Genomic DNA, 12,808 nt, shown 5'->3' with positions numbered 1-12,808 from the left:
GCGCGCGGTTCAGGAGACGAGGGCGACACGCCCGATCTCGGGCAGGCTCTCCTTGATCCGCTTCTCGATCACCGCGGTGACGGTCGCCGAGGCGCTGGAGCAGCCGTTGCAGGCGCCGGTCAGGCGGATGTGCACCTCGGCGGTGCCGGGCTGCCCGTTACCGGCGAGCACGGCGACGACCTGGACGTCGCCACCGTCGCCCTGCAGGAACGGCCGGATCTCGGCCATCACGTCCTCGACCTGCCCGCGCAGCCGCGCGTCGGCCTCGGCCCGCTCCGGCTCGTCGGGGGTCCCGAAACTGTTGCCACAGCCGCAGGAGCTGGTGGCGTTCGGGTTGGTGAAGGTGAAGCCGGAGGAGGTCAGCGACTCGACGTAGTCGATCCGCAGCCCCCGCAGGTGGCCGATCATCGAGTTGTGGACGAAGACGTCGAAACCGTCCTCGTGGACCACGATGTCGTCGCTGTCCGCACCGGGAGCCAGCGCCAGCGTGTAGGTGAACCCGGAGCAGCCGCCCGCGTTCACCCCGACCCGCAGGCCGAAGCCCGCCGTCTCGGCGCTGCCGCCGATCAGGGTCCGCACCTGCTTGCGGGCGCGCTCGGTCAGTTCGATGGTGCTCGGGGCGAGGGTCATGACCGGGCAACCTCCAGGTCGGCGCCGTCCGAAGCGGCGTTCTCGGTGCGGGAGCTGTTCGTACGGGCGCTGCTGGCATGGGTGCTGCTGGCATGGGCGCTGGCAGCACGGGCGCTGTCGGCCTGGGCGCCGACGTCCGGGCGGGTCTGACCGGACCCGTCGCCAGCGGGTTCGGTCAGCCGCCCGGACTCGGCATGACCCGGGCCGGCCTCGGCGTGGCGGGAACCGCCCGAGCAGCCGCCGCCCGTCCCGGCCCCGCCGGCCTTTCCGGCGCCGCCGGAGCAGGAGCCGGGGCGGACGGTGACGGCGAACTCGAAGGGGTCCTCGTCCATCAGGTCCGGGTCGAGCAGGTCGACGTCGACCAGCTCGCCGCCCAGCACGTCGAGGTCCAGCCCGTCGACGACGTCGGTCGGGGAAGTACCGGCGTCGTCGGGGCCGGCCGCCTTCTCGGCGGCGGCCCGGGCCGCGATCCGGGCGCCGGTCGCGGCGACAGCCTTCTCGATCAGCTCGTAGACCTCGACCGGTTCGATGCCGGCCGCCGCCAGCGCGTCGAACGGACCTGGGCCGATCTTGCTGCACAGGACCGCCGCGCAGTCGGCGAGCATCTCGATGGTCTTGTCGAGCACCGAGGCGCCGTCGCCGCACTCGGACGCACCCTCGCAGTAGCGCTGCACGTCGCGGGTCTGCACGAGGCGGGCCCAGTTGCGCCCGGCCTCGTAGATCCAGAACTCGGTGGCGTGCCCGAAGTGCTGGTTCACCACACCGCTGCCCTTGGTCGCGACGGCGACCAGAACGGTCTCGTCCGGCCTGGTGCCGCTGTCGGTGATGCGCAGCGTCTCCCGCTCGGCGCGGTTCTCCTCGCGCCAGCGCTCGATCTGGGCGTGCGCCTCCTGCCGGCCGGCCAGGTCGTAGGCGATCTCCCGGCCCTGGTAGGTCTCCGGGGAGAACTCGTCGCCGCGGTCCTCACCGAGCAGGCCGACGGCGTCGGCCCGGCACTGCCGGCAGTGCCGCATCATGTTCATGTCGGCGCCGTCGACACCCTCGCAGCGGTCCTGGAGGGCCTTGAGCTCCTGGGCCGTGGGGCCCCGCTGGCCGGCGAGCCCGAAGACGGTGCCGTGCTCGGGTGCGGAGACCAGCGGCATCACGTTGTGCAGGAAGGCGCCGAGCCCGCGGACGGTCTGCGAGACCTCGACGAGGTGCTCGTCGTTGACCCCGGGGATCATCACCGAGTTCACCTTGGCGAGGATCTTGCGCTCGGCCAGCATCGCGAGACCCTCAAGCTGACGCTCGGAGAGGATCTTCGACGCCTCCCGGCCGGTGTACTTCTTCCCCTTGTAGGCGACCCAGGGGTAGATCCGCTCGCCGACCTCGGGGTCGATCATGTTGATCGTGATCGTCACGTGGTCGACGTTCAGGTCGGCGATGCGGTCGACGTGGTCGGGCAGGGTGAGCCCGTTCGTCGACAGGCACAGCTTGATGTCCGGGCAGTCCCGGGCGACCAGTTCCAGGGTGCGGAAGGTGCGCTTCGGGTTGGCCAGCGGGTCGCCCGGGCCGGCGATGCCCAGCACGCTCATCTGCTTGATCTCGCTGGCGACCAGCTTGACCTTGGCGAGGGCGTCCTCGGGGGTGAGCAGGTCGCTGGTGACGCCGGGCCGGCTCTCGTTCGCGCAGTCATACTTGCGGTTGCAGTAGTTGCACTGGATGTTGCAGCCGGGCGCCACCGCCACGTGCATCCGGGCGTAGTACTGGTGTGCCTCGGAGCTGTAGCAGGGGTGGTTGGCGATCTTCTCGGCGATCTCCGGGTCGGTCGCCGGAGCGCTGCTGCCGCAGCTCTTCTTCGACGCGCAGCCGCCCCCGGGTGTCGCCGCGGCGGCGGACTGGCTGGGTGTCTGCGCCGCCGGCGCGGTGGACAGCACCGGGAGCGCGACGGGCTCGCTGGTCACGACAGCCCCTCCTCCTCATCGGTGGTCCCGCTGGTCACGGCGGCGCTGCTGTCAGCCGCGGAACTCGTGGCGTGGACGACCTCCCCGGGCTGGGGGCGGCCGTCCCGGGCAGGTGCGGCGTCGCCGGGCACGGAACCCGCGGAGGCGGAACCGCGGGGCTCGCGCGAGGCGGCCTCCAGCTCCCTCTCCAGCGCGCCGACGACGCGGCCGTTCTCGAACGCGACGGCGTAGACGATGTGCTCCTGCAGGTAGAGACCCACGTTGATCACTTCGCCCCGGGTCCCCGGCTCGACCAGGATCTGGCCGGTCGCGATGTTCGGGTCCGGGAAGGTCCCGTCCTGGCGCAGTGCCTTGGTGGTGGCGACGACATCGCCGACGTCGAATGCCGACCTCATGAGCGCTGCTCCTTCCCGTCGGTGCCCGCGGCCGCGGAACGCTCGATCGTGATTGCCGTGGTCGGGACGAACGCCTCGGGCTCCGGCGCGCGGTCCTTGAGGACCTTGAACAGCCGGTGGTCCAGAGCCGTCGCGGTGGTGAAGGCCTCGTAGGAGCGGATGAGCGCCGCGCGGTAGTCGCGCAGCAACTCCTCGGGCGAGACGGTCGACTCCGTCGCGTCCCCNTCGCCGTGCAGGTTGGCGATCTCGCCGGCGAAGTAGCGCAGGATGTGCAGCCGGTTGACGGCCACCACCCGCGGGTCGTAGTCGACCCCGAGCAGGTCGAAGTACTGCTCGGCGGTGGAGCAGCGCCGGAACTCGGCGAGCCGCTCGGCGAGCTGGCTGGCGGACGCGCTCACTTCTCCGCCCCCTTCGCCGCGCCGTCCGCGGTGCTGGCGCGAAGCTCGTTCTCCAGCAGAGCGATCTCGGCGTAGGCGTCGTAGGTGCGGCGGGCGACGTCGAGGATGGTCTCCCAGCCGAGGGGCAGCTCCTCGGAGAGGTCGTGCAGGTCGAGCTTGAGCTGCGAGGCCTTGCTGTTCATCTTGCGCAGCCGCTGCTTGACGGCGGCGACGTCGGTGCCGGCGCTGGTGTCAGGAGTCATCGCGGGCGACCTCCCGGTACTGGTCGACGTGCTTGGCGGCGGCGGTCACGAAGGCCTCGCCGCGGGCGCCGAGATCCTCCAGGGAGTTGAATCCGAAGCGCTGGACATCCCGCAGGACGTCGGAGAGGACCACGAGGCGCCCGGCGAAGACGACCACCCGGCCGAAACCCTCGTGGTTGAGGTCGAGCACCGTCGTCGTCATGGCCCCGGTCGCCTTCTCCACCGCGGCGGCGACCGCCTGGTAGAAGGACCGCACCCGCGCCTCGATGACCGCGTCGATGTCGCAGGCGACGGAGATCTGGCGCCGCTGCTCCTTGGTGAGGACGTATNGGCTGAGCAGCGTCTCGTCGGAGAGCCGGTCCAGGTTGCCGTAGGTGTCGCCGGCGCGGAGCTGGTCGACGAGGTCCTTCAGGAACCCCTCGATCTTCCCGTTCGCCGCGGATGTAGATGCGGTCATGCCGTTCCTCCCATGGTTGTCGGGGTCGACGTGGCCGAATCCGAGGCGGACGATCCGGTCGTGGCCGGTGTCCAGGCGTGAGCCGCCTGCGGGTTGTGCGCCCGCAGGATCTTGCGCAGCCACGGCGGCGGGCTGCCGGCGAGCACGTCGACGAACTTGGTGAGCAGGCCGTCGACCGCGGTGCCCTTGGCGACCTTCATCGGGTAGATCTGGGCCTTGATGACCTTCGNGGCCGCCGTCCCCCCGATGTCGGAGACGTTGAGGATCGCGCAGTCGGTGACGGCCGCGAGCCTTGAGGCGATCTTGTCTTCCTCGTCGTCCTCCGCGGGCCCCAGTTCTCTGCTCTCGAACAGGCGGTAGCCCTCGGGGCCGACCTCGTAAACGTCGAACCGGCGGCACCAGCCGAAGTGCTGGTCGACGGCGGTGCCGTCGCCGGTCGCGAAGGCGATCTTCAACATGTGGGCTCCTCGCACAGAACGTCGAGCTCGTCGAACGGGTCGAGGCGGTGCTGGGTGGCGTTGACGTCTCGGCGCTCGGCGCGGTGTTCCCGGGGCGGGTCCGCGCGATGGTCTGCGTGCTGGTGGTGATCTGCCTGCTGGTGGTGCTCCGCGTGCTGGTGGTGGTGGTCGAGCAGCCGGTTGGCGGCGTCCACCAGGAGTCGCAGGCTGCCGCCGTACCCGGCGGTGGTGCGCAGGGCGGCTCCGAGACGGTCGTAGATCGGGAAGCCGACGGCCAGGTGCGGGGCACCGATGCGGTCGGCGACGGACCGCACGTGGCTCGACCCGATCAGCAGCTCGGCGCCGCCCTCGACCGCCCGTTCCTCCAGGTCGATCAGGTCACCGATGACGACCTCGTCCCAGGGTGCGGTGGCCAGGACGGGTGCCTCAGTGGGCGAGACCGCCGCCACGATCTGGGCCCCGGCGTCGTGGAGCAGCGAGCCGACGGCGACCAGCGCCTCGGGCTCCATCGCCAGCGCGATCCGGGCCCCACCGAGATGGAAGTGGGTGTCGAGCAGGCCATCGGCGAGCCGGGCCCGGGCCCGGCGCACCTCGTAGTCCGGACCGCGCCCGGAGCGGGCCATCAGCTCCGCGACCAGCCCGTCCACCGCGCGCAGGCCGCTGAGGTGGTCGTAGTGCACGAGGTCGGCATCGGTGCGGCTGGCCAGATCGGCCCCGGCCTCGGCCGCGGTGGCACCGGCGGTGATCACCAGGCCGGCCCGGTCGAGCCGGCGCAGCTGCGCCAGGCCGGTGCCGCCGGTGGTGGTCGGCTGCCACGCCGGTGCCAGATGCCCGTCGAGCGAGCCGGAGAGATCGGGGACGAGCACCGGCTCCAGGCCGAACGCGCGGATCAGGGCGCGCAGCTCGTCGATGTCCGCCGCCGTCAGCGACGGCCCGACCAGCACCGCGACCGTCTCGTCGCGGTGGCGGCTCCGCTCGCCGGCCCCGCCCGCGCCACCGGCTGGCTCGGGGGCGTCGAACGGGACGGTGGTGACCAGTGCCCGCAGCGCGGCCGACCAGCCGTCCGACAGACCGCCGATGAAGTCGGGGGTGGACACCCGCACGATCAGCGGTGCGCCTTCGGGAGTGGTGTGCTCCATCATCGCGATGTACTGGCGCATCTGGCCGGCGACGTCCTCGCCGCTGACCTCGGTGACCCCGGTGGTCAGCAGCCCGATGATCTCGGGGCGCTGCTTGGCGCGGATCGCGTCGAGGTGCACGACGAGCTCCTCGCCGCTGCCCAGTACCGCGGTGACCTCGGTGATCCCGGTGGTCTGCAGCGGCACCGGCTCGTTGAAGTGCCGGGTCAGCAGCGCCTTGGCGAAGGACGCGCAGCCCTTGGAGCCGTGCATCACCGGCATGGCGCCGGCCAGGCCGAGGAAGGCGAGCGCGCCGCCGAGCGGCTGGCTGAACTTCAGCGGGTCCAGCCCGGCCCGGCGCCTGGATTCGACGACCCGGGCCATCACGCCACCCCCGGCCGGTCCCAGGGGGCGGGGGCGCGGACCTGTTCCCAGACCGGGTTGGTCAGGGCCAGGTCGAGCTGACGGGCCAGTTCCACCGCGCCGCGGTAGCCCGCGTAGGGGATGTGGCGCTCCTGGTTGATGTCCAGGAAGGGCAGCCGGCCCTTCAGCGCCGTGTACATGTTGCGGCCACCGGCGACGAGGATGTCGGCGCGGGTCTCGCCGGCGATGCGCAGCAGCTCGCGCGGGCTGCCCTCGGTGACGATCTTCGCGTCCGGCCCGAGCAGCTCGGAGATCTTCTCGACGTCCCCGTCGGAGCTCTTGGTGATGCCGTTCGCGACGACCTCGACGCCCAGGTCCTGCAGCGCGGAGACGATCGACCAGCTCTTGACCCCGCCGGTGTAGAGAACGGCGCGCTTACCGGCTAGCCGCTCCCGGTAGGGCTCCAGAGCCAGGTCGACGGCGGTCTGCTCCAGCTCGATGAGCTCCTCGGCGCGCTCGGCGAGCTCGCCGCCGCCCAGCAGGCGGGCGAACTGGCGCAGGGTGTCGTTCATCGCCCGGACGCCGTAGAAGCTGCCCTCGAACCAGGGGATGCCGTAGCGGTCCTCCAGCCCGCGGGCGAGCCCCAGCAGCGCCCGGGAGCAGACGACCATCGTCGCGCGGGCCCGGTGGGCGGCGGCGACGTCGGCGTAGCGCGCGTCCCCGCTGATGCAGGCCCGCACCCGCAGGCCGAGCTTGGCGAGCACCGGCAGGACGTCCCACAGCTCGCCGGCGATGTTGTACTCGCCGACCAGGTTGACGTCCAGGTCGGTGATGTCGGGCGGCTCGACCGTGCCGATCACGTGGTCGAGCAGCGCCTCCCCGGCGAGCTTGTTGCCGAGGTTCTTGTTGCCGACGAAGCCCGGCGCGTGCACCGGGATCACCGGCACGCCGGTCTGGGCGGCGGCCGCGGCGCACACCGCGTCGATGTCGTCGCCGATCATCGCGGTGACGCAGGTCGAGTACACGAACACCGCTGGCGGTCGGTGTCGCTCGACGGCTTCGAGAATGGTGTCGAACAGACGCTGTTCGCCGCCGAAGATGATGTCCTGCTCGCCGACGTCGCTGGTGAAACCGCGCCGGTAGAGGTCAGGTCCTGACGACAGGCTTCCCCGCCCGTCCCAGGAGTTGCCGGCGCAGGCGATCGGGCCGTGCACGACGTGGGCGCTGTCTACGATGGGGACCAGGGTGATCATCGCACCGTCGAAGGTGCAGCCTCCGCTGGTGCCGCCAGGCGTGGGCTTGGGGCAACCGGCCTTGCGCTCCTTCGCCGACTTGTCGCGGTTGTGGTCACAGGCCGGTTCGGTGAAGAGCGTTGCGCGGTCAGTGGCGGCCATGTCGATCTCTCCGCTTGGGAGGGTGGTTCCCTCGGTGAGCTGGTTGAGCGGGCCGTTCGATGGACCAGGCGGTTCTCTCTGAACCGGATGCAGATGTGGGCGTGGAGGTGGGTTCGGACGTGGTGAGGCGGGGGGTGTGGCCGGCCGGCCGGGGCGCACCGGCCCCGGCAGGGGCGGGGCGCCGGCATCTCGCGACGCGGGGGGCGCGGTCCCAGCGCGCGGGCGGGGCCCCGGCCTAGCGGGGGTTTGTGGCCGCCAGCCGGCCGACCACTGGGAAGGCCGTGCGAACCGGTGCGGGGGATGCCGGATGCTCAGGAGGCATCCCCCGGCCGGGAATCAGCGCACGGCGTCGAAGCTATGGTCAGGGCTGGTGCGGTCCAGCTCGTCCAGCACGGTGTTGACCAGCTGGGTGAGCAGGTGCAGCCCGCCCTCGTACCCGACGATCGGGAAGCGGTGCAGGTGGTGCCGGTCGAAGATCGGGAACCCGACCCGGACCAGCGGGATGTTCGCCTCCCTGGAGATGTACTTCAGGTAGGTGCTGCCGATGAGCAGGTCGACTGGCTCGGTGAAGACCAGCGACCGCAGGTGCCACAGGTCCTTCTCCGGCCAGACGTTGGCGGCGTCGCCGAACTTGCTCGCCGAGAGAACCTTCTCCAGGCGGGGGGCGAAAGTGTTGTCGGCGTTGGTGCTCAGCAGGTGCACCGGCACCATGCCCAGCTCCAGGACGAACCGGGTCAGCGCGACGACCAGGTCCGGGTCGCCGGCGATCGCGACCCGCTTGCCGTGCAGGTAGGCGTGCGAGTCGGTGAGGGCGTCCACGAGGCGGCCGCGCTCGACGGTGAGCTCGGCCGGGATCTCGACCCCGGTGACCCGGGCGACCTCGGTCAGGAACTGGTCGGTCCCGCGGATCCCGATCGGGGTCTCCAGGACGACCGTCTCCTGCTTCCAGTTGTCCCTGATCAGTTCGGCCGTCTTGCGGGTGGCCGTGTCCTGGAGCAGGAACGTCGCCTTGCTGAACTTGGCGGTAGCGGCGTCCGCCAGCTTGGTGCCACCGGGGTAGAGGTCGTACTCCCCGGTCGCCGGCGAGTCGAGCGCGGCGGAGTGGTCGCCGAGAATCAGGGGGTCGACCCCCATCAGCTCGAGGATCCGCCGGTACTCACGCAGGTTGCCGATGTAGGTCTCGAAGCCGGGGACGATGCTCACCCGCGGCTTGCCGCCGGTGTTCGGCTCCTTGGCGTCCGGGGACGCCGTCAGGTTCTCCAGGATGCCCTTGAGCATGCTGTCGTACCCGGTGAGGTGCGAGCCCACGAAGCTCGGGGTGTGGGCGTAGGGGACCGGGTAGTTCTCGGAGATGGCTTCCTGGTCCCGCGCCGCGCGGATGTAGGCGAAGAGGTCCTCGCCGATGACCTCCGCCATGCAGGTGGTGCTCAGCGCGACCATCTTGGGCTTGTAGAGCGCGTTCGCGTTGCTGAGCGCCTCGACCAGGTTGCTCAGCCCGCCGAAGACCGCCGCGTCCTCGGTCATAGACGTGGAGGCCGCCGGGACGGGCTCCTTGAAGTGCCGGGCGAAGTGGCTGCGGAAGTACGCGACGCAGCCCTGCGAGCCGTGCACGATGGGCAGCGTGCCCTCGAACCCGAGGCCCGCGAGCACCGCGCCCAGCGGCTGGCACGCCTTCGCCGGGTTGACGGTCAGCGCCTCCCGGGCGAAGTTCTTCTCCCGGTACTCCCAGCCGCGGGTCCACTCGAGAACCCGCTGCACCTCGGCGGCGTCGCTGCCGTTCTCGAACTCGCCCTTGCCCTCGAACTGCTTCTGGTAGGCCTCGTCCTTGAACAGCTCGCTGTGGTCAAGAACCTTCAGCGGGATGTGACTGCCTGTCTCGGGAGTCGTCGTCACCGGACATCCTCCTTTCTACCGTGACTGATGGCCACCGGCGCTCGCCGGCGGTACCGGGGCACCGGCCGTGCCGAAGGTTCTCGGCCGTGCCGGGCTCCGGTCAGGCCTTGTCTCAGGCCTTCGACCAGGGGGTCTCCATGAGGTCCCAGGTCGGGCTGTTGATCGCGATGTCCATGTCACGGGCGAAGACCGCGAAGCCGTCGACACCGTGGTACGGGCCGGAGTAGTCCCACGAGTGCATCTGGCGGAAGGGGATGCCCATCTTGTGGAAGACGTACTTCTCCTTGACGCCCGCGCCCATCAGGTCCGGCTTGAGGTACTTCGCGAACTCCTCAAGCTCGAAGGCAGTCGGGTCGTCGTAGAGGACGGTGCCTTCCTTGAGCATTCCGTAGGTCCGGGTGTAGTCGTCCTTGTGGGCGAACTCGTAACCCGTACCGACGACCTCCATGCCGAGGTCCTCGTAGGCACCGATGGTGTGACGGGGGCGCAGGCCACCGACGGCGAGCATGACGCGCTTGCCCTCGAGCCGCGGCCGGAAAGCCTTGGTGACCTCGTCGAACCGCGCCTGGTACTTCGCGATCGCCGCTTCGGTCTTGGCCTGGATCGTCTCGTCGAACTTCTCCGCGATGGCGCGCATCGACTTGACGATCTTGGTCGGGCCGAAGAAGTTGAACTCCATCCACGGAGTGCCGTAGCGCTCCTCCATGGTGGTGCAGATGTAGTTCATCGACCGGTAGCAGTGGATCAGGNTCAGCTTCGACAGGTGCGTCGAGGCCATCTCGTTCAGCGTGCCGTCACCGGACCACTGGGCGATGACCCGCAGGCCCATGTCCTCCAGGATCCGGCGGGAGGCCCAGGCGTCGCCGCCGATGTTGTAGTCGCCGATGAGCGCGACGTCGTACGGGGTGGACTTGAAGGTGTCGCCACCGGTGCCGAGGACGTGGTCACGGACCGCGTCGTTGGCGATGTGGTGACCCAGCGACTGGCTGACACCGCGGAAGCCCTCGCAGCGCACCGGGATGACCGGCTTCTCGAGCTTCTTGGTGGCCGTGCGGGCCACCGCCTCGATGTCGTCACCGATCAGACCGATCGGGCACTCGGACTGCACCGAGATGCCCTTGGCCAGCGGGAACAGCTCGTTGATCTCGTCGCAGACCTTCTCCAGCTTGGGGTCACCGCCGAAGACGATGTCCTTCTCCTGGAAGTCCGTGGTGACCTGCATCGCGGCGAAGTTGGTGACACCCCACGGGCCACGGGCGTAGTTACGCCGGGTCGCCCAGGAGTACTGCCCGCAGCCGACGGGGCCGTGGCTGATGGTGACCAGGTCCTTCACCGGGCCCCACACCACGCCCTTGGAACCGGCGTAGGCGCAACCACGGATCGTCATGACTCCGGGGCGGGACTTGATGTTGGACTTGACCTCGCACTCCTTCGACCCCTCGGGGTCGTTGGCCTTGAGGTGCTTGGCGCGGAACTTGGCCGCCTTCGCGGGGTAGTGCGACAGGACTTCGGCGATCATCGCCTCGGTCTCGGCCCGCGGCGGGGTCGGCGTCGTCGTCATGATCGGAACCTCATCCTCGACGGAGACTGAGCGGGCGGGCTGTCAGGCGACCGAGGCGGCCTTGCCGATGACGCTCTCGTCCTCCTGCGCCATGATCCCGAACTCGATCAGGAGCTCCTCGAGCTCGTCCATGCTGATCGGGGTGGGGATNGTCTTCATGTCGTTCTCGTCGATCTTCTTGGCCAGCGCGCGGTACTCGTCGGCCTGCTCGTTCTTGGGGTCGTACTCGATGACCGTCATCCGGCGCAGCTCGGCGTGCTGCACAACGTTGTTACGCGGGATGAAGTGGATCATCTGGGTGTTGAGACGGCGGGCGAGCTCCATGATCAGCTCGTCCTCGCGGTCGGTCTTACGGCTGTTGCAGATGAGCCCACCGAGGCGGACACCACCGGAGTGCGCGTACTTGAGGATGCCTCGGGCGATGTTGTTCGCCGCGTACATCGCCATCATCTCGCCGGAGGTCACGATGTAGATCTCCTGGGCCTTGCCCTGGCGGATCGGCATCGCGAAGCCACCGCAGACGACGTCACCGAGGACGTCGTAGGTGACGAAGTCGAGGTTCTCGTAGGCACCGGCCTCCTCCAGGTAGGTGATGGAGGTGATGACGCCACGGCCGGCGCAGCCGACACCCGGCTCCGGGCCACCGGACTCGACGCACTTGATGCCCCACTGGCCCTCGACGAGAACCTCGTCGAGCTCCAGGTCCTCGACCGAACCCTTCTCGGCGGCGAGCTGGATGACCGAGGTCTGGGCCTTCGAGTGCAGGATGAGGCGGGTCGAGTCGGCCTTGGGGTCGCAGCCGACGATCATGACCCGGCGGCCCATCTCGGCCATGGCAGCCATGGTGTTCTGCTGGGTGGTGGACTTGCCAATACCACCCTTGCCGTAGAACGCGATCTGGCGCATTGCTTTCTCCTCCTGGAGCCTGGGTACGCATGCACGGTTTCGCACAGTGCGTCCCGCGGGCCGGAATTCGGTCGCGGTCGTGGCCCCGCGAACCGAATGGGCGCTGGTAGCTCGTCCACCCGGCTTGCCGCGATGTCTAGGAACCGTAGGAGGGATTCATTTCGGAAGCATGTACGTCGGTAACTGCCCCGTTAACAAGAAATCGACCGGAAGACCTGCCAGATGGGCACTCAGGAAAGGTCGAAGGATAATTTGGAGGAAAAATTTATCCTCGCGGCCCGGGCCACCGGTAATGCCTGCACGTGCGGCGGCACGGGCCTCGGCATAAGCCGCGGAACGGGGCCCGCCAGGCCCCCCCGTTCGGTGCCGCACGCGGTTTCGCGCGGATGATCGCGCGGTTAAGCGGAAGTATCCCCGCTGGTGGCCGCCCCGGATACCCCGGCCCCGATATGAGGCGAAACACAGGATTACGGAGCGCAGACCCTTGCCTACCGCCGCATCTGCGCCAACCCACACCCGACATATCCGTGTCTGCGGAAGTTTAGCACTCGCCTTGCCGTGTTTGCGGCATCTCGGGGCCGTCACCGCGAATACCGGGAGCCACAGCCCTCTGCCCGGCACCCTCCACCGAACCAGCCCGACCGCGGGCCAGGGCGGGATTTACGTCTCGGAAACCACACCCACCAGGCCGTCCTGGACCAGGTCCGGTGGGTCGGATAGCGTTGCCTCGCGCACACGGGATAAAAGCACCTGTCAACACCCCGCAACCCATCCCGCTACCAACTCGGCAACCCGCTTGGCAAACCACCGCCAGAACCACCGCCAGAACCACCGGAGCATCCGCAAACAGCTCGTGCCCATCCGCAGCGGTACCGAAAGCCAGGACGGTAGGAAGTGACGGAAGCTCAGGCCGTCGACGCCTGGTCCGGCTCGCCCATCACATGGGAAGAACTGCGCACCGCGGTCGTCGGCAACAATGGTGTCTATCGCATCGACATGGCAGTCCTGCGCGAGATCGGCGGCTACGGCCGGCTCGGCACCAATGTACGA

The 12,808-nt window shown here is 69.4% G+C and carries 11 protein-coding genes and 6 pseudogenes; all 17 read right to left on the bottom strand.

All coding sequences use genetic code 11. The annotated features are described in order from the left end of the window. Nucleotides 1–9: 9 nt before the first annotated feature. Entirely contained in the window at nucleotides 10–630 is a 621-nt protein-coding gene (locus UG55_RS08760; protein ID WP_066065508.1) for an iron-sulfur cluster assembly accessory protein, read from the bottom strand. Further along, on the bottom strand, nucleotides 627–2,573 hold the full coding sequence (gene nifB / locus UG55_RS08755) for a nitrogenase cofactor biosynthesis protein NifB (RefSeq protein WP_066065506.1): 1,947 nt from the start codon (nucleotides 2,571–2,573) through the stop codon (nucleotides 627–629). Before nifB ends, UG55_RS08760 begins: the two co-directional genes overlap by 4 nt. Next, nucleotides 2,570–2,968 (bottom strand): nitrogen fixation protein NifZ, encoded by a 399-nt coding sequence (locus tag UG55_RS08750; RefSeq protein WP_066065504.1) that lies wholly within the window; start codon nucleotides 2,966–2,968, stop codon nucleotides 2,570–2,572. The genes nifB and UG55_RS08750 overlap by 4 nt, the downstream gene beginning before the upstream one ends. After that, nucleotides 2,965–3,192: pseudogene (locus UG55_RS34155) on the bottom strand (nitrogenase-stabilizing/protective protein NifW); the annotation flags it as partial. The pseudogene UG55_RS34155 and the gene UG55_RS08750, both read right to left, overlap by 4 nt. 1 nt (nucleotide 3,193) lies before the next feature. Beyond that, a partial coding sequence (locus tag UG55_RS34150; protein WP_242424038.1) for a nitrogenase-stabilizing/protective protein NifW occupies nucleotides 3,194–3,366 on the bottom strand: 173 nt, incomplete at its 3' end. After that, the gene (locus UG55_RS08740) at nucleotides 3,363–3,608 is read right to left on the bottom strand and encodes a CCE_0567 family metalloprotein (protein ID WP_066065500.1); all 246 of its coding nucleotides are present in this window, start codon (nucleotides 3,606–3,608) and stop codon (nucleotides 3,363–3,365) included. The genes UG55_RS34150 and UG55_RS08740, both read right to left, overlap by 4 nt. Then, nucleotides 3,598–3,937: pseudogene (locus UG55_RS08735) on the bottom strand (NifX-associated nitrogen fixation protein); the annotation flags it as partial. The gene UG55_RS08740 and the pseudogene UG55_RS08735, both read right to left, overlap by 11 nt. A gap of 1 nt (nucleotide 3,938) precedes the next feature. Beyond that, nucleotides 3,939–4,065: pseudogene (locus UG55_RS34145) on the bottom strand (hypothetical protein); the annotation flags it as partial. Beyond that, nucleotides 4,062–4,294: pseudogene (locus tag UG55_RS34140) on the bottom strand (nitrogen fixation protein NifX); the annotation flags it as partial. The pseudogenes UG55_RS34145 and UG55_RS34140, both read right to left, overlap by 4 nt. A gap of 1 nt (nucleotide 4,295) precedes the next feature. Next, nucleotides 4,296–4,523: NifB/NifX family molybdenum-iron cluster-binding protein (locus UG55_RS34135; RefSeq protein ID WP_242424019.1), on the bottom strand; the 228-nt coding region annotated here is incomplete at its 3' end. After that, a complete protein-coding gene (gene nifN / locus UG55_RS08725; RefSeq protein ID WP_066065491.1) occupies nucleotides 4,517–6,025 on the bottom strand; it encodes a nitrogenase iron-molybdenum cofactor biosynthesis protein NifN in 1,509 nt (502 codons plus the stop codon). The genes UG55_RS34135 and nifN, both read right to left, overlap by 7 nt. Beyond that, nucleotides 6,025–7,398: a nitrogenase iron-molybdenum cofactor biosynthesis protein NifE gene (gene nifE / locus UG55_RS08720; RefSeq protein WP_066065488.1), complete on the bottom strand. Its 1,374-nt coding sequence runs from the start codon at nucleotides 7,396–7,398 to the stop codon at nucleotides 6,025–6,027. The genes nifN and nifE overlap by 1 nt, the downstream gene beginning before the upstream one ends. 336 nt (nucleotides 7,399–7,734) lie before the next feature. Beyond that, on the bottom strand, nucleotides 7,735–9,291 hold the full coding sequence (gene nifK / locus UG55_RS08715) for a nitrogenase molybdenum-iron protein subunit beta (RefSeq protein ID WP_066065485.1): 1,557 nt from the start codon (nucleotides 9,289–9,291) through the stop codon (nucleotides 7,735–7,737). Nucleotides 9,292–9,403: 112 nt separating this feature from the next. After that, nucleotides 9,404–10,040: pseudogene (locus tag UG55_RS34130) on the bottom strand (nitrogenase component 1); the annotation flags it as partial. 1 nt (nucleotide 10,041) lies between these two features. Continuing rightward, a partial coding sequence (locus tag UG55_RS34125; RefSeq protein WP_396230845.1) for a nitrogenase component 1 occupies nucleotides 10,042–10,852 on the bottom strand: 811 nt, incomplete at its 3' end. 42 nt (nucleotides 10,853–10,894) lie between these two features. Next, nucleotides 10,895–11,002, bottom strand: a pseudogene (gene nifH / locus UG55_RS34120) (nitrogenase reductase); the annotation flags it as partial. A gap of 1 nt (nucleotide 11,003) precedes the next feature. Further along, nucleotides 11,004–11,758, bottom strand: a 755-nt coding sequence (nifH, locus tag UG55_RS08705) for a nitrogenase iron protein (protein ID WP_242424018.1), incomplete at its 3' end; no start/stop codon positions are given. Nucleotides 11,759–12,808 lie beyond the last annotated feature (1,050 nt).

Origin of the sequence: Frankia sp. EI5c, assembly GCF_001636565.1 — a bacterium.
Classification (GTDB): domain Bacteria; phylum Actinomycetota; class Actinomycetes; order Frankiales; family Frankiaceae; genus Parafrankia.
The sequence above is the reverse complement of the archived record's forward strand: the minus strand, read 5'-3'. Positions and strand labels throughout refer to the sequence as shown.

Excerpts from the sequence above, each read along its gene's own strand:
- UG55_RS08760 (WP_066065508.1), bottom strand. The coding sequence starts at position 630 with ATGACCCTCGCCCCGAGCACCATCGAACTGACCGAGCGCGCCCGCAAG.
- UG55_RS08750 (WP_066065504.1), bottom strand. The coding sequence starts at position 2,968 with ATGAGGTCGGCATTCGACGTCGGCGATGTCGTCGCCACCACCAAGGCA.
- UG55_RS08740 (WP_066065500.1), bottom strand. The coding sequence starts at position 3,608 with ATGACTCCTGACACCAGCGCCGGCACCGACGTCGCCGCCGTCAAGCAG.
- nifN (WP_066065491.1), bottom strand. The coding sequence starts at position 6,025 with ATGGCCCGGGTCGTCGAATCCAGGCGCCGGGCCGGGCTGGACCCGCTG.
- nifE (WP_066065488.1), bottom strand. The coding sequence starts at position 7,398 with ATGGCCGCCACTGACCGCGCAACGCTCTTCACCGAACCGGCCTGTGAC.